Source organism: Vibrio sp. S/42/10, assembly GCF_029890535.1.
Classification (GTDB): domain Bacteria; phylum Pseudomonadota; class Gammaproteobacteria; order Enterobacterales; family Vibrionaceae; genus Vibrio; species Vibrio cyclitrophicus.
Genome location: NZ_JAKMZC010000001.1, coordinates 385011 through 405851, shown reverse-complemented (window position 1 = coordinate 405851; position 20841 = coordinate 385011). Strand labels below are relative to the sequence as shown.

General features: G+C 43.2%; 21 protein-coding genes and 1 other RNA gene. 16 read left to right on the top strand and 6 right to left on the bottom strand.

The genetic code is table 11. The features are described 5' to 3' along the window. Positions 1–287 precede the first annotated feature (287 nt). The 3 genes from L8S15_RS01845 to L8S15_RS01835 all read left to right on the top strand — a co-directional run bounded on the left by L8S15_RS01845 (position 288) and on the right by L8S15_RS01835 (position 4963). Positions 288–1385, top strand: a complete 1098-nt coding sequence (locus tag L8S15_RS01845; RefSeq protein ID WP_022570816.1) for an efflux RND transporter periplasmic adaptor subunit — start codon at positions 288–290, stop codon at positions 1383–1385. Beyond that, on the top strand, positions 1385–4498 hold the full coding sequence (gene vexH / locus L8S15_RS01840) for a vibriobactin export RND transporter permease subunit VexH (protein ID WP_010439574.1): 3114 nt from the start codon (positions 1385–1387) through the stop codon (positions 4496–4498). Before L8S15_RS01845 ends, vexH begins: the two co-directional genes overlap by 1 nt. Before the next feature lie 144 nt (positions 4499–4642). Next, positions 4643–4963, top strand: a complete 321-nt coding sequence (locus tag L8S15_RS01835; RefSeq protein WP_010439576.1) for a DUF1244 domain-containing protein — start codon at positions 4643–4645, stop codon at positions 4961–4963. Positions 4964–5385: 422 nt separating this feature from the next. Here L8S15_RS01835 and L8S15_RS01830 read toward each other — a convergent pair whose 3' ends face one another. Continuing rightward, positions 5386–6453: a PLP-dependent cysteine synthase family protein gene (locus tag L8S15_RS01830; RefSeq protein WP_016784689.1), complete on the bottom strand. Its 1068-nt coding sequence runs from the start codon at positions 6451–6453 to the stop codon at positions 5386–5388. A gap of 147 nt (positions 6454–6600) precedes the next feature. Here L8S15_RS01830 and L8S15_RS01825 point away from each other — a divergent pair, with 147 nt between their 5' ends. Next, a complete protein-coding gene (locus tag L8S15_RS01825) occupies positions 6601–7056 on the top strand; it encodes an Lrp/AsnC family transcriptional regulator (protein ID WP_010439581.1) in 456 nt (151 codons plus the stop codon). Between the two features lie 72 nt (positions 7057–7128). Next, entirely contained in the window at positions 7129–7794 is a 666-nt protein-coding gene (locus L8S15_RS01820; protein ID WP_010439584.1) for a hypothetical protein, read from the top strand. A gap of 126 nt (positions 7795–7920) precedes the next feature. Here the strand turns inward: L8S15_RS01820 and tesB are convergent, their stop codons facing one another. Then, positions 7921–8781, bottom strand: coding sequence for an acyl-CoA thioesterase II (gene tesB, locus L8S15_RS01815; protein ID WP_010439587.1), 861 nt, complete (start codon positions 8779–8781; stop codon positions 7921–7923). 168 nt (positions 8782–8949) lie between these two features. On the opposite strand from tesB, the gene L8S15_RS01810 reads away from it, so the two are divergent. Further along, on the top strand, positions 8950–9390 hold the full coding sequence (locus L8S15_RS01810) for a YbaY family lipoprotein (protein ID WP_016768483.1): 441 nt from the start codon (positions 8950–8952) through the stop codon (positions 9388–9390). 19 nt (positions 9391–9409) lie between these two features. Here L8S15_RS01810 and L8S15_RS01805 read toward each other — a convergent pair whose 3' ends face one another. Then, positions 9410–9712: a DNA base-flipping protein gene (locus L8S15_RS01805; RefSeq protein ID WP_010439592.1), complete on the bottom strand. Its 303-nt coding sequence runs from the start codon at positions 9710–9712 to the stop codon at positions 9410–9412. Positions 9713–9763: 51 nt separating this feature from the next. On the opposite strand from L8S15_RS01805, the gene L8S15_RS01800 reads away from it, so the two are divergent. After that, complete coding sequence (locus L8S15_RS01800) at positions 9764–10507, top strand: hypothetical protein (protein ID WP_016768484.1); 744 nt, start codon at positions 9764–9766, stop codon at positions 10505–10507. 197 nt (positions 10508–10704) lie between these two features. Next, an RNA gene (ffs, locus tag L8S15_RS01795) (signal recognition particle sRNA small type) lies at positions 10705–10801 on the top strand. A gap of 104 nt (positions 10802–10905) precedes the next feature. On the opposite strand, the gene L8S15_RS01790 is transcribed toward ffs, so the two are convergent. Beyond that, positions 10906–11667: a transporter substrate-binding domain-containing protein gene (locus L8S15_RS01790; protein ID WP_010439644.1), complete on the bottom strand. Its 762-nt coding sequence runs from the start codon at positions 11665–11667 to the stop codon at positions 10906–10908. 162 nt (positions 11668–11829) lie between these two features. Then, positions 11830–12183, bottom strand: coding sequence for a hypothetical protein (locus L8S15_RS01785; RefSeq protein WP_082239897.1), 354 nt, complete (start codon positions 12181–12183; stop codon positions 11830–11832). 246 nt (positions 12184–12429) lie between these two features. On the opposite strand from L8S15_RS01785, the gene L8S15_RS01780 reads away from it, so the two are divergent. From L8S15_RS01780 to L8S15_RS01760, 5 genes are all read left to right on the top strand, one after another. Beyond that, on the top strand, positions 12430–13263 hold the full coding sequence (locus L8S15_RS01780) for an AraC family transcriptional regulator (RefSeq protein ID WP_010439648.1): 834 nt from the start codon (positions 12430–12432) through the stop codon (positions 13261–13263). 117 nt (positions 13264–13380) lie between these two features. After that, complete coding sequence (locus tag L8S15_RS01775) at positions 13381–14115, top strand: AzlC family ABC transporter permease (protein WP_016787962.1); 735 nt, start codon at positions 13381–13383, stop codon at positions 14113–14115. Beyond that, positions 14112–14441 carry an AzlD domain-containing protein gene (locus L8S15_RS01770; RefSeq protein ID WP_010439654.1) on the top strand — a complete coding sequence of 110 codons (330 nt, stop codon included), beginning with the start codon at positions 14112–14114 and terminating at the stop codon, positions 14439–14441. Before L8S15_RS01775 ends, L8S15_RS01770 begins: the two co-directional genes overlap by 4 nt. A gap of 286 nt (positions 14442–14727) precedes the next feature. Beyond that, on the top strand, positions 14728–15219 hold the full coding sequence (locus L8S15_RS01765; protein ID WP_016791838.1) for a DUF2059 domain-containing protein: 492 nt from the start codon (positions 14728–14730) through the stop codon (positions 15217–15219). A 194-nt stretch (positions 15220–15413) separates the two neighbouring features. Then, positions 15414–16199, top strand: a complete 786-nt coding sequence (locus L8S15_RS01760; protein WP_010439658.1) for a ribonuclease H family protein — start codon at positions 15414–15416, stop codon at positions 16197–16199. Between the two features lie 179 nt (positions 16200–16378). On the opposite strand, the gene L8S15_RS01755 is transcribed toward L8S15_RS01760, so the two are convergent. Continuing rightward, on the bottom strand, positions 16379–17524 hold the full coding sequence (locus L8S15_RS01755; protein WP_010439660.1) for a glycosyltransferase: 1146 nt from the start codon (positions 17522–17524) through the stop codon (positions 16379–16381). Positions 17525–17817: 293 nt separating this feature from the next. Between L8S15_RS01755 and L8S15_RS01750 the strand changes: the two genes are divergently transcribed. From L8S15_RS01750 to L8S15_RS01740, 3 genes are all read left to right on the top strand, one after another. Beyond that, a complete protein-coding gene (locus tag L8S15_RS01750) occupies positions 17818–18744 on the top strand; it encodes a glycosyltransferase family 2 protein (protein WP_010439661.1) in 927 nt (308 codons plus the stop codon). Positions 18745–18760: 16 nt separating this feature from the next. Beyond that, positions 18761–20197, top strand: coding sequence for an oligosaccharide flippase family protein (locus tag L8S15_RS01745; RefSeq protein ID WP_280571934.1), 1437 nt, complete (start codon positions 18761–18763; stop codon positions 20195–20197). A gap of 136 nt (positions 20198–20333) precedes the next feature. Further along, positions 20334–20651, top strand: coding sequence for a hypothetical protein (locus tag L8S15_RS01740; RefSeq protein WP_010439666.1), 318 nt, complete (start codon positions 20334–20336; stop codon positions 20649–20651). Positions 20652–20841: the final 190 nt, after the last annotated feature.

The following is a 20841-nucleotide window of genomic DNA, read 5'->3' as shown; positions in this document are numbered from 1 at the left end:
AGAGTTTTTCTTATGGTTTTGTGTTAAATGCTGCCTTTTTGGGCAAAGATGGCGAAAAGTACGCATATTGCTCGTGAAGTGAACATCTCTATTAAGGTGTTACGTAGTGATACGTAACACCTTGAGGTAACTGGCTTTCTGTATTGTGTTTGGTTTGTGTAATTTGCGACAAAACGTAAATGGAATTTGACCTAGATTTACACTTCTTGACGTTACAGCATTCATCAGTTGATAGAATATCGTTAATTTCATTTATAGATCTTAAATCTTACTTGCAGACCATTATTATGAAGCATAAATCTGTTTTAACCCTGCTTAGCTTGTCTATTCTTATGGCGTCTCCAGCCGCACTCGCAAAACGCATGGGCCCAAGTACTGTTACTGTTGTTACTGAACAGGTTGATATTCACCAAGTTAGCCAATCTCTCTCTTTGGTCGGTAAGTTAGAAGCCGAACAATCTGTGATTATTACTTCTGAAGTGGCTGGCAGAGTTGATTCTATTAATTTCAAAGCTAATCAAGATGTCACCAAAGGGCAAATGTTGGTTCAGTTAGATGACGACAAAGCTAAAGCTGCGGTTTCAGAAGCGCAAGCTTATCTAAAAGATGAGAAACGTAAGCTAGCGGAATTTGAACGCCTAGTGAAACGTAACGCGATCACACAAACCGAAATCGACGCTCAGAAAACCAATGTAGAAATTGCTAATGCTCGACTGGCTGCCGCAAATGCAAACCTAAAAGATCTTCACATTAGCGCACCTTTCTCTGGCACCGTTGGTTTCATCGACTTTAGCCGCGGAAAAATGGTCACTGCAGGCACTGAACTGGTGACATTAGATGACTTGTCTGTGATGCAGTTAGACCTTCAAATTCCTGAGCGTTATCTTTCTAAGCTATCTAAAGGCATGAAAGTAACGGCTCGCACCAGTGCGTGGGGCGATACTCAATTTACAGGTACTGTGGTCGGTATTGATTCTCGTATCAACGCTGAAACCTTGAACTTACGAGTTCGAATCCATTTCGATAACAACAATGATTATCTGAAGCCAGGCATGTTAGTGGCGGCTGATATGGACTTTCCACCAGTAGAAGCGCCGATTATTCCAGTTCAAGCATTGGAGTATTCGGGCACTAAACGTTTTGTTTACGTAATTGATGAAGATAACAAGGCAACTCGAACAGAAGTGTTCCTAGGTGCACGTATCGATAACGAAGTCGTGATTGAGAAAGGTATCGAGATTGGTCAGAAGATCGTGGTGCAAGGTATCGTGAACATGCGCGACGGTGTTTTGGTTCAAGAGCTAGCCGTTAATCGCCCCGCTAAACTTGAGGCCGATACAGCTAATCTTGATGAAAATGCAGCAACACAAGAAGGCGCTAACTAATGTTGTTATCTGATGTTTCTGTAAAGAGACCAGTAGCGGCTATCGTATTGAGCCTGCTTTTGGTTGTGTTTGGTATTGTCTCATTTAACAAGCTTGCTGTTCGTGAGATGCCAGATATTGAAAGTCCAGTGGTGTCGATCAGTACACGTTATGAGGGTGCGTCTGCCACCATCATTGAAAGCCAAATAACTTCCAATCTTGAAGATCAGTTATCCGGTATTAGTGGTATCGATGAGATCGAATCTACAACGCGTAACGGCATGTCGCGTATCACGATTACCTTTGAGCTTGGTTACGACCTCAATACGGGTGTGAGTGATGTGCGTGATGCGGTCGCTCGTGCTCAGCGATCATTGCCTGATGAAGCCGACGACCCGATTGTTTATAAGAACAACGGTAGTGGCGAAGCATCGGTTTATATCAACCTAAGTTCAACCGAGATGGACCGAACGCAGTTAACTGACTACACAGAACGTGTGTTGATTGACCGCTTTAGTTTGATCTCTGGTGTGAGTTCGGTGGATATCTCGGGTGGCTTGTACAAAGTAATGTACGTGAAGCTGAAACCTGCGCAGATGGCGGGTCGTGGCGTTACTACCTCGGACATCACTTCTGCTCTTAACAGTGAGAACATTGAAAGCCCAGGTGGTGAAGTACGTAACGATGCGATTGTAATGTCGGTGCGTACCGCTCGTTCTTACACTGAAGCGGAAGATTTCGAATACCTAGTCGTTAAACGTGCCTCTGATAATACACCTATCTATTTGAAAGACGTAGCGGATGTGTATATTGGCGCAGAAAACGAGAACTCGACCTTTAAAAGTGACGGCGTTGTTAACGTAAGTATGGGTATCGTGCCTCAGTCAGATGCGAACCCACTTGAGGTTGCTGACTTAGTCCATAAAGAAGTCGAAGCAATTCAAAAGTTCTTGCCAGATGGTACTCGTTTGGCTGTCGATTATGACTCAACAGTCTTCATCGACCGTTCGATATCAGAGGTTTACAGCACACTCTTTATTACGGGTGGCTTAGTTATCCTTGTGCTTTACATCTTTATTGGTCAAGCACGTGCAACACTTATTCCCGCGGTAACCGTGCCGGTATCTCTGATCTCGTCGTTTATTGCCGCGTACTACTTCGGTTTCTCTATCAACCTGATTACCCTGATGGCACTTATCCTGTCGATTGGTTTGGTGGTCGATGATGCGATCGTGGTGGTTGAGAACATTTTCCACCATATTGAACGTGGTGAATCGCCACTGCTTGCTGCGTATAAAGGTACTCGTGAAGTAGGCTTTGCGGTAATCGCAACAACGCTTGTATTGGTAATGGTATTCCTACCAATCTCGTTCATGGACGGCATGGTTGGTCTCTTGTTTACCGAGTTCTCTGTATTGCTCGCTATGTCGGTGATCTTCTCGTCGCTAGTCGCATTAACGTTAACGCCAGTGTTAGGCAGTAAAATCCTACAAGCGAACGTTAAACCAAACCGCTTTAACCTGTTTGTCGAGCGCGTATTTGGCAAACTTGAATCTGGATACCGCTCAGTATTGCGCCGTGCTTTAAACTGGCGTTGGGCTGCTCCAATCATCATTATCGCGTGTATGGGCGGTAGTTATGGTTTGATGCAACAAGTGCCGTCGCAACTGACTCCACAAGAAGACCGTGGTGTTATCTTTGCGTTTGTTCGTGGCGCTGATGCAACCAGCTATAATCGTATGTCTGCCAATATGGACATCGTTGAAGAGCGTCTAATGCCGTTGCTTGGTCAGGGCTTCTTGAAGTCATTCAGCATTCAATCACCAGCGTTTGGTGGTAATGCGGGCGACCAAACGGGCTTCGTTATCATGATCTTAGAAGATTGGGATGAACGTGAAGAGACGGCTCAGGAAGCGTTGAGCGAAGTCCGTAAATCGTTGAATGGTATTCCTGATGTGCGTGTATTCCCGTTCATGCCGGGCTTCAAAGGTGGTTCAAGTGAGCCTGTGCAGTTTGTACTGGGTGGCTCTGATTACTCTGAGCTTCAGAAATGGGGCGAACTGTTAAAGCAAGCGGCTGAAGATTCACCAATGATGGAAGGTGCGGACATCGATTACTCGGAGAAAACACCAGAGTTGTTGGTAACCGTAGATAAGCAACGAGCAGCCGAGTTGGGTGTCAGCGTATCAGATATCTCAGACACGCTAGAAATCATGCTTGGTGGGCGCAGCGAAACCACGTTTGTGGACCGTGGCGAAGAATACGATGTTTACCTTCGTGGTGATGAAAATAGCTTCAATAACGCTAACGACTTAAGTCAAATCTATATGCGTACTCAATCTGGTGAGTTAGTGACACTAGATACGCTGACGCATATTGAAGAAGTCGCTTCATCGATTCGTTTGTCGCACTACAACAAGCAGAAATCGGTGACCATTAAAGCGAACTTAATGGAAGGTTATACGTTGGGTGACGCACTCGACTTCCTTGATGAACAAGCGATTGAGCAACTACCGGGTGATATTTCTGTGAGCTATTCTGGAGAGTCAAAAGACTTCAAAGAGAACCAATCGAGTATTTTAGTGGTGTTTGCGTTAGCGATGCTAGTCGCGTACTTGGTATTGGCTGCGCAGTTTGAAAGCTTCATCAACCCGTTAGTGGTGATGTTCACGGTTCCTATGGGTATCTTCGGTGGCTTCTTAGGCCTCGTACTGATGAACCAAGGTCTTAACGTGTACAGCCAAATAGGTATGATCATGTTGATCGGTATGGTAACTAAAAACGGTATTCTGATCGTAGAGTTTGCTAACCAACTTCGTGACCGTGGCATTGAGTTTGAAAAGGCGATCATTGATGCTTCAGCACGACGTTTGCGTCCAATCTTAATGACGGCGTTTACGACGCTAGCCGGTGCAGTTCCATTGATTACCTCAACAGGCGCAGGCTATGAAAGCCGAGTGGCAGTGGGTACAGTTATCTTCTTCGGTATGGGCTTCGCGACGTTGGTTACTCTGTTCGTCATCCCTGCGATGTACCGATTGATTTCAGGCACAACACGTTCACCTGGTCATGTGGAAGCGGTTCTAAATAAAGAGCTGAGCCATGACAACGTGGGAAGAAGCAGTCACGGTTAATGAACACGCACGGCCAATGAACATGGAATAGTGTAACAATATAGAAAAGCCTGCGTTTGCTCCTAGCGAATGGCAGGCTTTTTTTGTATAACAACTACAGCTCAACGAATGAATACAAGAAAACAAATACTAAAGGAAAGTAAAGTGGCTGAATTTAAATACAAAGATCTTTCTCAAGAAGAACAAGATAAACTAGACGCAGCAACCTTTCGTCGCCTGTTAGCACATTTAGATAGCAATAAAGATGTGCAAAACATCGACCTAATGATCTTGGCGGGCTTCTGCCGCAACTGTTTCAGTAAATGGTACAAAGCCGAAGCTGAGCAACAAGGCCTAGATTTGGATATCGATGACGCTCGTGAGCGCGTTTATGGCATGACTTACGATGAGTGGAAACAAAACCATCAGCCAAAAGCGACACCTGAGCAACTAGCGGCGTTTGAAGCAAAGCAGAAGCCAGAATAATTTGTCGCATTAGCAGTAAAGACATAGGAATAAGCGACACTGACTGCAAACTATCTATAGCAAAAAGAGCCCATCATGGGCTCTTTTTTGTTTTGTATTTAGGGCGTGTTGATCTTTCGAGCTGATTTTTGCAGCGAGTTGCAGGGTATTTATACAAGGCAGAGGCTTTGATGTGTAGCTAGCCTACATGAGAAGCCGATAACGCAGTAGAAATGACCAGCAAACGCTGCCCGGAGGGTTCGAGCTGGGCGCCCCCGCAAAAAGCGTTTTACTCTTTGTTGAGGGAGATTTGCTTAGAATGACTAGGCGACTTCCCCTTCGCCGCGATTAAAACGCTTTTGACTAGGCGTCCCCATACGAACAAAATTTAACCACGAAAGGTCAGCACGCCCTAGTCTTAGCTATGAATGCTAGTTTCGATCTTAAGCCAGCTCACCCGTTTGCGAGAAAGCTTCTAGCTTCGCCGCGTAAGGTTGTAGGTCACCGATATTCAGATTTACCCACTCGTCATTGAAGTAAGTGTCTAGGTAACGTTCACCGCTGTCACATAGCAAAGTCACGATAGAACCTTTCTCTCCACGCGCTTTCATCTCACTGGCTAGCTGAAGCACACCGTACATGTTAGTACCGGTTGATGCGCCAACTTTGCGGCCAAGAATATCAGACAACCAATGTGTCGTTGCGATGCTTGCTGCGTCTGGGATTTTACGCATTTCGTCAACCACACCAGGAATGAAGCTTGGTTCTGCACGTGGGCGACCAATACCTTCAATCTTGCTGAATGTATTGCCTTTCACGTTCGCATTGCCTGTTTGGAAGTATTCGAGGAATACTGAGTTCTCTGGGTCGACAACACAAAGCTTAGTTTCATGCTGTTGGTAGCGAATGAAACGGCCAATAGTCGCAGAAGTACCGCCAGTACCTGGGCTCATTACTACCCATGCCGGAACTGGGTGATCTTCCATCTGCATTTGATTGAAAATCGAGTTCGCGATGTTGTTGTTACCACGCCAGTCGGTTGCGCGCTCAGCGTAAGTAAATTGGTCCATGTAGTGACCATTCAACTCTTCTGCTAAACGGCGAGACTCATCGTAAATCTCATCTGAGCGATCAACAAGGTGCGCTTGGCCGCCGTAGAATTCAATCTGCTCAATCTTCTTCTTCGCTGTGCATTTTGGCATTACCGCAATAAACGGAAGACCAAGTAGGCGAGCAAAGTACGCTTCAGACACCGCCGTACTGCCCGATGAAGATTCAATGATCGTTGTTTCTGAGCCAACCCAACCGTTACAGATAGCGTATAAGAACAGAGAACGCGCTAAACGATGCTTCAAAGAGCCAGTAGGGTGTGTACTTTCATCTTTAAGATAAATATCAATGCCTTCTACGCTAGGTAAATCGAGCTTGATCAGGTGCGTATCCGCTGAGCGTTGGTAATCAGCTTCAATTTTACGAATCGCGTTGTTAATCCATTGATGGTCAGTACACATAGGCATTCTCTTGATACTAAGTAGGAATTATTTGTAATTGGTATGGTTATAATCTAGCGATATCTAAGGAGAAAAACTTTGCCATATTTCCTTTGTTTTGCTTAAATTGTAGAAAATTATTCTCTTTAAAAGTGGTTTGGTGAAATTGTGATAGATGCCGTAGATAAAAAGATATTAAGGCTGTTACAAGAGGACAGCACGCTGTCGTTGAATGACATATCTGAAGCGGTCAACTTGACGACCACGCCTTGTTGGAAAAGGCTTAAGCGACTTGAAGAGAACGGCATTATTGAGAAAAAAGTCGCGTTGTTGAATCCTGAAAAACTCGACCTTTCTTTTACCGCGTTCGTGTTGATTAAAACCAGCGATCACTCTCATGAGTGGTACGGTCGTTTTGTAAACACCGTGTCTGAATTTCCAGAGGTGATGGAGTTCTACCGTATGGCGGGCGAGTATGATTATATGATGAAGGTTCAAGTGAAAGACATGAAGTGCTTTGATGATTTCTACAAACGCTTAGTGAATAGCATTGATGGTATCTCTAACGTGACATCGACTTTTGCGATGGAACCATTGAAGTACACGACAGCATTGCCGCTTTAAGCAGTGTCTGATAAAACACTCACCATCGTCTCAGTTTAGATGTCGCCTCTGCGATAAAGAAAAGGACTATTCATGTTTGCAAAAGTATCTACTGCTATCCAGCTGGTATTGGCGGTCGCCATTTTTTATTTGGGTTACACCATCTACTCATTTACCAATAAAGTTGGTGAAATCGTTGATACTTACCCGCAGGTGATCGAAGACTTATCGGTACTGACCAAGGAACTCAAAGTTGAAGAGTGGTTGGCATTTGCTGAGCATGTTGATGAACTTGCTCCTCAAGTATTAGAGACGGTTGAAGATGTGAGAAAAACCATCGCTCAAGTCAATAACACCGTTTCATCGGTCGATAGAAAAATCCCCGCCATTCTAGATGAAGTTAAGAGTGTTCGAACAGAAGTCGAACAAGTTAGAACCGATGTGATTCCTCCAACATTGACGGAATTAAAGCGATATCGTGTCGATGTGATGCCACCAATGCTTGCTGAGAGTAAATCTTATCGAGAGCAAACCATTCCAGTGATTATTACTGAATCTGAAATGCTAAGAGCGGAAGTACCGGATATTTTGGTACAAGCGAATTTGTTGGCAGATAAGAGTAGAGAATTAGCTCAGGGCGCAGCAGAAGGAGCGGTGAAAGGAGTGGTGCTATCACCATTTAATTTACTGCGAGACGCGGGAGATGGCATTAAAACGCGCGTACAAAGTGAACTCGAGCCGATGCTTGAGGTTGAATAGAGTTTTATTGATTTTTATGTGACGAGTTTTCTTAAGCGTCATTAAAGAAAGAGGCTAGGTATTATAAACCTAGCCTCTTTTTGTTTGCTCGTACTTATTTGGGACTTTTAAAACAACGCTTGATCGCTATTTAGTAAAGCGCATCACACCTTCTTGTACTGCAGTCGCGACTAATTCACCTTTTTGGTTGTAAATTTCACCACGTACTAGGCCGCGAGTATTAGCCGCGGTCGGGCTTTCAATCGCATAAAGTAGCCATTCATCCATCTTAAACGGACGGTGGAACCAAATAGAGTGGTCAATCGTAGCGACCTGAAAGTTTGGCGTCATAATGGACACTTCATGAGGATGAAGCGCTGTCACTAAGAAGCCCCAGTCGGATGCGTAGGCCAACAAATATTGGTGAATAAGCTGATTATCTGGCAACGCGCCATTTGCTCTTACCCACAGATATTGCTTCGCTTCGGCCTTTTTAGGGTTTAGCGGGTTAACAACCGTGACAGGGCGCATCTCAATCGGTTTTTCTCCACAGAAAGTCTTACGCAGTTTCTCAGGTAAGAATTCAGCTATGTGACTTGCCAGTTCAGTTTCTGATGCAAAGTTCTCCGGACCTGGAATATCAGGCATAGGATTTTGGTGCTCGAAGCCTGGAGCATCGCCATGATAAGAAGCCGTGAGATAGAAAATAGGGCGGCCATTTTGAATCGCTTTAACACGGCGTGTGCTAAAGCTGCGTCCATCTCTTAAGTTTTCAACATCATAAATAATGGGCTTTTCGGGATCACCTGGGTACAGAAAGTAACTATGGAACGAGTGAACACTTCGGTCATCTTGAACAGTATAGCGAGCAGCAGAAAGCGCTTGTCCCAATACTTGACCGCCATAAACCTGCGGAAGACCTAGGTTTTCACTTTGCCCTCGGAATAAACCTTCTTCCAGCTTTTCAAGCTGAAGTAAACTGAGTAATTCTTGTAAAGGTTGACTCATCGTCAGTATTCCTCTTCGTAAAATGGGTGTCAGATTAGTGTGCTAATGATTTAGCTTAGTCAAATATCTGTCAATAAATCATAGGGTTTCGAGACAGAATATGAAAGCTCTCTTATAATTAGGCCGTAGATTTGTCGATTCCGACAAACATGTTGAGAGAAATTGAATATGAAAAAGGCTCTAATTTTTATTACGTCTTTATTATCGTTTGGCCTACTTGTTGGTTGCCAAGCAACATCAGAAACGAGCGCTTCTCAAGAAGCCGTTGCAGAGAATACTCAAGTGATTTCAGGCACAGTAAGCTATCGCGAAAGAATTGCATTACCAGAGAATGCCGTGATTACCGTAACGCTAGAAGATATCTCACTTGCTGACGCATCATCAATCGTGATTGCGACTCAAGAGTTCACTGCTGATGGTAAACAAGTCCCTTTCGCATTCGAATTGAGCTACGACAACAACAAAATTCAAGCTAACCACCGTTACAACATGCGTGCAACGATTCATGTAGACGGTAAGTTACGCTTCACGACAGATACAGTTAAGTCTGTGATTACTGATGTAGAAAACACGCAACAAGCAGACCTGCGCTTGGTTGGTGTTCGTTAATTAGAAATGGATGGCAGCCCTAGGGCTGCCATTTGTATATTCTGAGTTTGATCTTTCCTGCATCACTCACTTCAATCCCTTCTTCGACCAGATGCTTCTTTTGGCGATCCAATGAATCCCCTTTCAAAGAGATCTCACCTTTACTGTTAATCACCCTATACCAAGGTAGTTTACTTCCTTCTGGTAAGTTACCTAACGCTTTACCTACATGGCGTGCATAGCCCGGAAAACCTGCAAAACGTGCTATATCTCCATAAGTTGTTACTTTTCCATATGGAATTTGGTGAATCACAGCAAAGATTTGGGCTAAAAATTGGTCCATACTAAAAGTTCCTAGTTCATTAATACCACGGATCGGTAGAAGGAGAGGGCTATGGTATTTTCAACATTTCAGTTCTTGATCACCACATTATTAGCGGTTGTTTGTGCGAGAGCAATCAGTTTAAGTGAAGGTGACATTCCAGTGCTTGCAATGGTCATTCCTGCATTGTGGATATTACCGCAGGGCGGCATTGCAGGATTAGCTTTGCTTGTTTCTATGACCACTTATGGTTTAACGCTTCCTTTACAACCTATCACGCTATCGGTCAGTGCATGGGTTTTGTTCCCATTGCTGATGGTTGTCTTTTCAAAACGCAGCAGTTTATCCGTTGTCATTATTTCCGGACTGATCGTTACCACTTTACAGGTGGGAATCATGGTTACGCAATCGGCAGGTAAGCTTGATGGTGTTCCATGGGTTACCACACTACAAACATTGTCAATCATCGTTATTTGGTGGGCGGCAAATCACCTTAAGCCAGCCAGCCGACACAGCTGGTGGTCATTGGGTTTGATATTGCCATTATGGATAGCCGACTTGCCATATGCCGCTTTGGTTGCTTTGTGTGTAACGGGCATCATGGCGTCGATGGAAACGCTGACACGCTTGAAGACCTTCCGTTGGAACAAGCTATTATGTTGGACACTGCCTACGGTAGGCTTTGCTGCTCTGGTGATCACGCCAAGCATTGAAGTTCCAAATCCGGTATTTGTGGTTTGGTTGTGCTTGCTAGGCACAGCATGGATGACTGATTACATCATTCGTACCGAAGATAACGAAGACATCGATATCTAGCCTTAAAGATGCTCAAATCCTTCGAACGTAGGTAAATGGTGAATTTACCTACGATTTTCTAGTGGTTTGAATAAAGGATAAGCACTTAGACCGCAATTGTTCAAAAATAGGGTCGAAGAGCTTGCAATGGTTGCTGCGATGCTTAATAATCCAATCACTCTTTGAGGCAAGCCTCTTAGAAAAAGAATCTATGGAGGCTCTGGTCCTCCCGCAACACTAACTTGTGAACTCGGTCAGGCCTGGAAGGGAGCAGCCGCAGCAGGCGACGTGTGTGCCGGGATGTGGCTGGGGCTTCCACCCATAAAAAAAGCCGCTCTTAATGAGCGGCTTTTTGCTATCTGTAGCTTTAAAAAAGTGAACAATACTTGTAAGTAGTGAAGTTCACTTTTTACTCTAGTCTATTCGTAAATGCTGTACGAAAAGTATTTGCTCGCAATTTTTTGGTGCTGACCATTGTCAATCAGCCTTTGTAGCCCGCTATCGATAAGATCTTTCAATTCGTTATCTTGTTTTCTAACAGCGACGCCAATACCTCGACCAAACCACTTCTCTTCTGTAAATTTAGGGCCGGTAAAATGGTAGTCCTTGCCTTGTTCCGTTTCAAGGAAGCCTGTGTTGAGTCCCATTGAGCCACCAAACACAGTATCAAGGCGACCGTTCAGTAAATCAGTAAAGGCTTCATCGAATGAGCCATAACGTTTAATGTCTACATCTGGGTATATCTCAGAAAGATATTTATCACCAATCGTTGCCCGCTGAACCCCAATAGTCAGGTTATTCAAGCTGTCATCATCCATGTTGATCTCTCTGCCTTTTTTCATCACAAAGCGAGTAGGTACTTTGGCATATGGGATGGTGAAGTTAACTTTCTTTTCACGTTCTTCGGTGATTGTCATTGCTGCGATTATCGCATCATTCTTACGACTTAAGAGTGACGGGATAATACCGTCCCAATCTGTTTTTGAGATAATACATTTGACACCCAACTCAATACACAACGCGTTGGCTAAATCGACCTCGAACCCTTCAAGCTGACCATCTTGTGTTGTCCAACTAAATGGTGGGTAAGCCCCTTCAACAGTAAAACGAATCTGTTTCCAATCTTTTGCGTATGTGAACACAGAGAAAACACTGACGAATGCAACTAATATCCATTTCATTTTCATTTCCTTATAGTAGTAATGGATATCGATAGTTAACTACTTGTTAATATTTATCAATATAAATGTGGGTAAATTTGTAATAAGGCTCAAATATGCAGATGAGTTGGTATAAGTACAGTGTGTAACTTCGTTGAATCGCCTTCTGATATGCAACTGATTTTATTCGTCCTGATTAGCTGGCAGCACAACAGCAGAAGCTTCTTCCTCTGAATCTTCTTTGTGTTCTATTTGCCCCGCAAACCAATCTACTGTCTTTGTGAAATACAGTTTGTTGGTTTCGGTATCGCACCAATTTTTTAACAACCCTCTTCGATTAAACTCGCTGCCAATTGCGGCGAGTGTTTGGTTACTTGAGCGCCCGTAATATAAAGTATCGCACAGTTGTAAGTTGGACATCGACTGTGGGTAGGTATTGACTGATGAAGTGTTCACATTCAGTATTTTTGACTGATTGTGCGTGCATCCTGTCAGGTTTAACAGAAATAAAATAATCAAGGTTGGTGTTGGTTTCATGGCTTTTTAAGAGAACTAACGGAGTTTGGTGTCGATTATGAGGATGGATGACGTTAAAAATTGTCAATTTTAATTCAATCCATGACGCAATGAGATCTTTGTACCAACTAAGTGGTAGGTTGTTGTGTTCTGTTGTTTCTTGACCTTCTTGTTAAACGACCAAATGCGCAATTTTGTACAAAAGTTGCGAGAGCCTATAGAGTAGACTGATAAGTCGCTCGATAATTAACAGGCTTGGGGATGGTTATGGATAACAAAAAGCGTTCTAAAGAGAAAGCCGAATACAAGATCACAGAAGAGCTCGGTGGCCTTGAAATCCTCAATGCAGAATATGAAAAGCAGAACTTCTCACGTCATAGCCATGAAGGTTACACACTCGGTGTGATTGAGCAGGGGGCTCAGCGCTTCTATCGAACCGGAGGGCATCATGTCGCGCCTCAAGATGCGATCATTCTGGTCAATGCTGATGAAGTTCATAGCGGTCATTCTGCTACCGAAGGTGGCTGGGCATATCGTGCAATGTATCCACTGCCAGAACAACTTGCCAAAATCACGCAGGAACTCAATCTGCCGAATTATGGGGCTCCTTACTTTCCTAGAGCGGTGGTTGAAGACCCTGAACTCGCCAATCAACTCAGATTAGTTTTCAACACGATTGATGAATCAGATAATCGCCTGCTAAGAGAAACCTTGATGTACGGGATGTTGGTTAAACTGATTAGCCGACATGGGAAGTCGAGCCTTAAGCCTCTGTTAGATGGAAAAACTCAACGCCAACTTGTTCTAGTGAAAGAGTTTTTAGACGATTTTCCACAAGCAGATGTGTCATTGGAAGAATTGTCGAAGCTTGCGGCTTTAAGTCCATTTCACTTGGTGCGCTCCTTTCAAAAAGAATTTGGTCTTCCGCCACATGCATATCAAATTCAATCCCGACTCAGGCTTTCGCGTAAATTGTTAAAGCAAGGGCATTCGATCTCGGATACCGCGCAAGAGTGCGGTTTTCACGATCAAAGTCATTTTCATAGGCACTTTAAGAAAGCCAACGGTTACACTCCAGGTCAGTACATTAAGATGCGTTGATTTAATTTGATTGCTTTGACTTGGTACCTTAGCTTTTGTGACAAAGCAACTTTGTACAATCGAATAAGTGAGCGCTCTTTTACAGTGGAAAACCAATGTAACGAGAACTAAGAGAATATGGATAACAACACAATGGATAAACGTACGCAGTTATGGAAAGGCGTTATGGCAGCGATGCCGTTAAGTATTGCCGTCATACCGTGGGGCATATTAGCAGGCTCGTATGCGATAGATGCTGGACTGAATCAGCTTCAAGCTCAGGCTATGTCTGCCATTTTATTTGCGGGCTCAGCTCAGCTAGTGGCTGCGGGTATGTTTAAAGCGGGTATTGGTTTAGGGACTATGTTGTTAACTACGCTGTTTATTACGTCAAGACACTTTCTTTATAGTGTCTCTATGCGTGACAAAATTAGTCACCTTCCTGCACGTTGGCGTTTACTGCTTGGTTTTTGGCTCACTGATGAACTGTTCGCGATTTGCAGTGGGCAATCCCAACAAGAGTTTAATCGTTGGTATGCCGCGGGCGTGGGTGGCGGATTTTACCTCGTTTGGAATATTGCCAGCTTTGTCGGCATTGTCGCAGGTAGTCAAATTCCATCACTTAACGAAATTGGCCTCGATTTCGCGGTCGCCGCAACTTTCATTGCTTTGGTTTTTCCTTTGATTCGAACACTGCCAACGGTGGTGTGTGTTGTGGTGTCATTGGTGACCTCTGTGGCAATGGCGGTCAATCAGGTTGAAGGGGGGCTGATGATTGCTGCGATTTCAGGTATGTTGGCGGGCTTCATTAGTGAATCATTTGTTGAACGACACAATGGTCAGAAACAAGCGAATGAAGGAGAATCAGCGTGATTTGGTTATCGATATTGCTCATGACAGCGATTGTTTTTTTTAGTCGGTATGTGTTTCTAGAGCCTTCAATTCCTCTTCGGCTGAATAGTACGGCAAGGCGCCTACTGCGATATTCAAGCCCCGCTGTATTAACGGCTATTTGGGGGCCGATTGTATTCGCTCCTGAGCAATCATTCTGGCCAAGCCTCGAAAACCCATATTTAATCGGCGCTCTTGTGACTGGGTTACTGATATGGAAAACAGGAAATGTGCTGTTAACGATTGGAGTCAGTATGGCCGTGTTTTTGTTCTATAACTTAGTCGCAGTTGAGTTTCTTTTCCTTTAATTTCCTGCTTAAAAGACATGGTATGTCTAAAACACAGTGATCTTTTGAAACGAGCTGCTTTCAGTGATGTCCTTCGTATATTTTCGTAATGGTGCGGTTTAAGATTAGATGCATTTGATTACATATGCTTTCGTGTGGTTTAATCTGTTTTAATTATGAATTGCAAGTAAGTAAATTTATAGTTAATTCAAAAGGTTGATATGTAATTTGTGTTGAGCCACACAATCACTTAGTGATAAATCGAACGAATCTTTTCTCTAATATAAATCGCCCAAAGGACTTAATAATGCACAAACTTCTCGCCATTTTCTTTCTGCTAGTTCCGCTACAATTGTCAGCTGCACAGGACACGAAGCAAGCGTTAGTAAAAGAGCTTCTTCAGATCATGGATGTCGATTCCACGTTGGACGCGGTATTCCTTCAAATGGATAGCATGATGGCTGATATGTCTAAAGAACTCGAGGTTTCAGACTCAGAACGAGATATTTTTGATGAATACTATCACAGCATGAATGACTTGATGAAAGAAGAGATGAGTTGGAAAAAGCTAGAGCCAACAATTGTAACGATCTACAGTGAGCAGTTCACTGAAGCTGAGGTCGAGGCTATGATCGATTTCTACAAAACAGAACATGGTAAGAGTATTCTGAAAAAGATGCCAACTGTGACAACAGAGTCAATGATTATGACTCAGTCGGTAATGCAGCAAGTTATACCTAAGATTCAAACTTTAACTACCAAATTAAAACAGGATCTTAAGGAACATAGAGGCTCCTAATTAGATGGATGCTTTCAGGTTGTGATTAAAATTAGCGCTCTATACTTGATTGACAACGCATCTATTCTCACAACACAGTGTGTCTTCTATGTAATGATTTATGTGTTGCGAACATAATCAGGCATAATAACATCCCCACAGCAGAATCATTTTGGTGTGGGGATCGTGTTTTAAGGTTCTGGTAAGGAGTTAGTTTGGCTAAGAAATATTATGTGGTTTGGAAAGGTCGTACACCGGGTATTTTTACCACTTGGAATGAATGTAAATCGCAAGTTGATGGTTTTGCCGGTGCGAGATACAAATCGTTTCCCACATTAGGTGAAGCTGAATCTGCTTTCGGTGGTAAAAAGTCGTCTGTGTCTGCTCCAACTTATAATTTTACATCCGTAAAACCAAGTGCTACAAGTAAGGCGAGCAAAGCTAAAACTCCGCCGCTTTCGGAGCAGCAAATCACTGATATGCCTTTTGACATCAAGATCTTTACTGATGGTGCTTGTGAGCCAAACCCTGGAGAGGCCGGTACAGGTTTAGCGGTTTATCTAAATAATGAGTTAACGGAATTGTGGTATGGCTTGTACCAAGCTACGGGCACCAACAATACCGCAGAGCTACAAGGTTTGAAGCAAGCATTTATACTCGCCAAAGAAAAACTGCAAGCTGGATTGTCTGTTGCGATTTATTGTGACTCAAAATACTCAATTGACTGCATTACCAAGTGGGCTTCAGGTTGGGAGAAAAAGGGCTGGACGAAGTCGGGTGGTGAGATTAAAAACCTCGATATTATCATGCCAGCCTATGCAATGTACCAAGAGATCGCTTCTCAAATCACTATCTATCATGTTAACGGTCACGTTGGTATTGAAGGTAATGAACTTGCAGACCGAATGTCTATCGTTGCGATTGCATCGAAAGAACAAGGCCTGAGTCAATATACAGAGACGGACGATCTTACTGAGATTTTAGCGTTGCGAGCGGGTTAAGAGCACACGACAAACTGTTTTAGTCAAAGGAATCATTATAGCCCAGCGTTATTGGGCTACTTCTATTCAGACTCATGGTGTATAGAACTAAAGCGTTACAGTGTGTATCAATGTGACGCTATGGTTTTTTGTTTAGCTTCTAATCCATTGCACACCTATTTGCGTGTTTATAGACAATCTTAAACTGGATTCTCTATCCAGTGAGACAGCTGCTGAGCTTGTTTAAGAGAGTTGAAGCGTTTCTCTACTCTTGTTCTTGCCATCATGCCCATCTCTATTTTGTCATTACTACTTAATTGCGCAAAACGCTCAATGCTTTCTCTTAACTCGTCGACGTTTTTTTCATTCACTAAAAAGCCAGTATCAGGTGTGACAATCTCCTTACAGCCCATAATGTTGGTTGTAATCACGGGGGTTCCGACAGCCATAGCTTCTTTTAGTACTAACGGCCCAGTATCAACACAACCTGTTTCTGAAAAACAGAAAGGAGCGACTAAACAATCGTAATGCGGAAGGTTTTCTTTTACCCATTCATGAGGCTTTGAGCCCAGAAAGGTGACATTTCGAGTTAACCCTTGTTGCTCTACTTGCATTTTTAACTGCGACTCTAAATCTCCAGTGCCAACGATATCGAGATGAATGTCGAGAGGCTCGGCTATCGGTGCTAAAGCGTCAATGAGAAAGTGGATACCTTTTTGTTCAACTAGTCTTCCCAGGAAAACAAAACGAAGCTGCTTGGTTTCAGTCTTTGGGTGTAACCGGAATTGCTTGGTATTTACACCGCAATGTAGGAGCTTTATGTTTCCTTTGGCCATGTGATTAAAGTCTGTGAGCATGTCTTTACAGACTGCGACCACAAAATCACTCGATGTAATTTTACGTTCAATATCGTAAGCGAATTCGTAAACATCATGACCATGGGCGACAAACGAACACGTTATATTGAGAAGCTTAGCGGCGACTATAGCGTGGGCGGTGGTGTGTTGGCAGAAATGAGCATGAACATGGTTGACGTCTTTTTCTGCAAGTTGTAAAGCCAGCTTAAACCCATAAGCAAAAAGTGACTTCTTCGGCATGCTAGTCTGCTTAGAGACAAACGAAAGTGCTTTGACAAAACCCACCCAATTGATGCTAGTTATCTTGCCCGCCCGAACATCCTTGCCAATTTTGACAATGTCATAGTCGAAAGCTTTTTTACTTTTTTCTACTTCGAATGCCATTACGCATACCTGATGCCCACACGCTTTCACGGAGTCGACCTCTGTTTGAATGAAGGTCTCACTGAGCACAGGATAGGTTGGCGCTATAAATGCTACTTTTTTCATTTTCTTCTCCTTGTGTATCGGCCACTACAATGGTTTAAGCAAAATACGAACCAAGATGAGAGGGTACTGAAGAGGTGCTTTTTAACGGTTTTTTGCTGTTATCGTCAGATCGCTTTTGATTTTCTCAAATTGGTAGTCAAATTGGATATTTGAATTTCTGTGTCGACAGTGCTTGTTCGTCATTTTGCGAACAGATACGTAGGGTGCTGATATAAGGCCAGTTTAATAGTGAGGAATACTCGGCACAGGATATGCAGACATGCTGTGTAAGATATAAATCTGAGATCGTCACTATGGCTAAAGTTAGTATTGTTATTCCTACTTATAATTGTTTGGGCTACCTGCCGAAGGCAATCGGCAGCGTACTCAAGCAGACTCATCAAGACCTTGAGCTGATCATTATTGACGATAACAGCAATGACGGGACGTCAACTTATCTTTCTTCGATACACGATGAGCGAATTATAAAGTTATCGACGTTGGGCGTAGGTGCTCCTCAAGCCAGAAACTTAGGGATCGAAAAAGCGTCCGGTGAATTCATCGCTTTTTTAGACGCTGACGACTTTTGGTTCCCTGAAAAAATTGAACGACAACTTGAATTCCATCAGCGGAACCCCGATCTGGCGATGAGTTTTACTAACTACGAGCATCTCACTGAAGACTACCAAGTGATTGTCGACTGCTTCAGTTATTGGTCGCAGTTTCAAGATCATGACGAGTTATTCTTTAATATTGAAAACCCACTAGAGTTTATTATTGAAAATAACGTGATTGGCACATCGACAGTGATGGTGAAAGCCGATGTCTTTTCGCAAACAGACACTTTTAACGCGGACATTACTTACGGAGAAGATTGGGAGCTTTGGCTTCGCGTGAGTGAGAATCATCAGATTGGCGTATTGAATTCAGTGCAAGTTGGTTACTTGATGAGAGCGAATTCTGTTACTCAAACGGAAAGCTTCAAGCTGAGGAATTTGCAGTCTATAGAATCTATTCTTCAGCATTACCAAAATGACAGTGAACGTTGGAACCTACCTTCTTCTAGTTTCAAGATCGCAAAGGCGAGAATACTTGAAGGTTACGCTGACTATTACCGAAGCCTACAACACAACCGACAGGCGGCCGCTTACAGTTTTAGATCTTTGGTTTTGGCTCCTCAAAAACGAACGTTACTACACCTAATCAGAGACTGTAAAAGTTTCCTAACGCCAGCAGGGTAAAGGATAGGTGACCGCTATGGGTTCATTAAAACAGTCAGCCTATTACGCTATTGGTATTGTGATGATGAAAGGGATATCACTTGTGATGATTCCTTACATTACTCACAAAATGACACTAGCAGAATATGGTTCTTTAGAAGTGATTGTCTTGTTAGCAGACATTGGAACGATATTGTTTAGCTTTGGTATCGTTGAGGCAATGTATCGTTATGTGGGCGTGTCCGATGGCGATGAAAAGCGGGAACTCGTTTCTAACTGCTTTACGCTAAGTGTTTTGGTGTGCGTGCTAGGAGGGTTATTAATTGCGCTCAGCATGCCGCTATTGATTTTAATGTTACCCGTCGAATTTCAACCCTACCAAATTTTTATCCTACTCATTCCTACAATGCTTGATGGGGCAATCTCTATTCCTCTGACCTTAATGCGAATGAACGCGATGGCGAAACAATTTTGCCTGCTTAATGTATTGAAAGCCGGTGTTCAAGCCGTGATGACTTTTGCATTGCTTGAGGCCGGATATGGTATTGATGGTGTGTTGATTTCGGCAGCGGTATCGAGTTTGCTGCTAATGATCTGTTTAGTGCGCTATCAATGGCAAGAGATGGGAACATTTGGTTGTTTTAAATACTCAACCAAGATCCTGAAGTTTGGGTTACCCGCTTTGGTGGGAGGGGCATCAATGTATATGATCATGGGGTTAGATCGTTGGGTAATGGCAAGTTTCGTTGGAGTCGAAGAACTGGCGATTTATGCAGTCAGTGGTAAATTTGCGTTGATCCTTGGATTGTTATTGCAACCCTATGCACTGTGGTGGTTCCCAAACCGTGTCGCCATTCTTCAGCAATCAGGAGGTAGTAAGGATTGTGCAGACAAAGCCTTAGTTGGCGTCAATTTCGCCATCGTATTGGGTGCTTTGATGATTTTAACTGTTCCAGGCTTTATCGCTTTAATTCTGCCAAGCAGCTATCAATATTCGGGTACGATTGTTGTCGCATTGCTTGCCATTAGTGTTATCAAGAACGCAGGTGATTATTTGAATCTTGGTTGTTTCAGTGGGAAATCAAGTCAATCGCAAATGTGGATTCAAGGTGGATGCGCGATCTTGGCCGCTATTGGTTATGTCACCGTGACGCCCAGTTATGGCGTATGGGGGGTTATTGTTGTCCTCTGCGGAACTTACATATTGCGATTACTACTTTTATATTTCGTCAGCCAAACAATGGAACCGTTACCTTATCAGCACAGTAAATGGATAGTTGCGCTCAGTATTGCCGTAGTTGCGGTCGCTTGTGATCGATTGCTCGGGTTGGTGCTCGTTGATGTTCATGACTTTGTTTTAGGCTGCTTTGTGGCAGTGGTGACATTAGTGGCCTTCGTAAAATATTCGGTCATCATTATTCCGCCTGTGTTGCTTGATAAGTTCACGTTACGCAAGCACTCCCAGATAAGTTGAAATTACGGCATTTATCTTTAAGCTTTTTCCGGGGTAGACAATGAAAATCTAAGTTTATCAAAATAAAACACTGTTCATAATGTTTGTGATTAGATAGTATTTATAAGTTTGATGAATATTAACTATGGAATGAATTATGAATAAGTGGATTGTATTTTCAGCTATGTTTTCGACCTTATCACATGCTTCCTTAGAGCTTTCTAGTTCTGATTTATCGGCTGGAGATTTTGATATCCCCGAGGCTATCTCGTTAGAACAACAAAGCATCGTATGTGAAAGTGTTGTTTGTAATACGGTATCAGAACCTAAATCTGTCCCGGTTGTTGGTGAAGTGCCGGAGCGTGAGCCTAATCAAACGATAGAAACTTTCGCCAGTGCGATTTATATCGTTGGTGAGATTGGAGCTGCGGAAAACTTATCAACTCCAGAATATGAACAATTTTTCGAAAACTGATTCAAAGGTTTTGACAGAGGGAGGGACAGTTTTCAAGTGTCACTATAAAAGATTTCAAATGCTGTTATAAAAGGTAATCTTGCGTTAAACGATTCAATAACCTTGGTATATTGTAGCTAGGAAGCCCTCAATGGAAATATGGAAGTACTGCTATTCATCCCAGCCTGCTTTGCGCTCAATATGCCTAAAC

Excerpts from the sequence above, each read along its gene's own strand:
- L8S15_RS01845 (WP_022570816.1), top strand. The coding sequence starts at position 288 with ATGAAGCATAAATCTGTTTTAACCCTGCTTAGCTTGTCTATTCTTATG.
- vexH (WP_010439574.1), top strand. The coding sequence starts at position 1,385 with ATGTTGTTATCTGATGTTTCTGTAAAGAGACCAGTAGCGGCTATCGTA.
- L8S15_RS01830 (WP_016784689.1), bottom strand. The coding sequence starts at position 6,453 with ATGTGTACTGACCATCAATGGATTAACAACGCGATTCGTAAAATTGAA.
- L8S15_RS01820 (WP_010439584.1), top strand. The coding sequence starts at position 7,129 with ATGTTTGCAAAAGTATCTACTGCTATCCAGCTGGTATTGGCGGTCGCC.
- tesB (WP_010439587.1), bottom strand. The coding sequence starts at position 8,781 with ATGAGTCAACCTTTACAAGAATTACTCAGTTTACTTCAGCTTGAAAAG.
- L8S15_RS01810 (WP_016768483.1), top strand. The coding sequence starts at position 8,950 with ATGAAAAAGGCTCTAATTTTTATTACGTCTTTATTATCGTTTGGCCTA.
- L8S15_RS01805 (WP_010439592.1), bottom strand. The coding sequence starts at position 9,712 with ATGGACCAATTTTTAGCCCAAATCTTTGCTGTGATTCACCAAATTCCA.
- L8S15_RS01800 (WP_016768484.1), top strand. The coding sequence starts at position 9,764 with ATGGTATTTTCAACATTTCAGTTCTTGATCACCACATTATTAGCGGTT.
- L8S15_RS01790 (WP_010439644.1), bottom strand. The coding sequence starts at position 11,667 with ATGAAATGGATATTAGTTGCATTCGTCAGTGTTTTCTCTGTGTTCACA.
- L8S15_RS01785 (WP_082239897.1), bottom strand. The coding sequence starts at position 12,183 with ATGAAACCAACACCAACCTTGATTATTTTATTTCTGTTAAACCTGACA.
- L8S15_RS01780 (WP_010439648.1), top strand. The coding sequence starts at position 12,430 with ATGGATAACAAAAAGCGTTCTAAAGAGAAAGCCGAATACAAGATCACA.
- L8S15_RS01775 (WP_016787962.1), top strand. The coding sequence starts at position 13,381 with ATGGATAACAACACAATGGATAAACGTACGCAGTTATGGAAAGGCGTT.
- L8S15_RS01765 (WP_016791838.1), top strand. The coding sequence starts at position 14,728 with ATGCACAAACTTCTCGCCATTTTCTTTCTGCTAGTTCCGCTACAATTG.
- L8S15_RS01755 (WP_010439660.1), bottom strand. The coding sequence starts at position 17,524 with ATGAAAAAAGTAGCATTTATAGCGCCAACCTATCCTGTGCTCAGTGAG.
- L8S15_RS01750 (WP_010439661.1), top strand. The coding sequence starts at position 17,818 with ATGGCTAAAGTTAGTATTGTTATTCCTACTTATAATTGTTTGGGCTAC.
- L8S15_RS01745 (WP_280571934.1), top strand. The coding sequence starts at position 18,761 with ATGGGTTCATTAAAACAGTCAGCCTATTACGCTATTGGTATTGTGATG.
- L8S15_RS01740 (WP_010439666.1), top strand. The coding sequence starts at position 20,334 with ATGAATAAGTGGATTGTATTTTCAGCTATGTTTTCGACCTTATCACAT.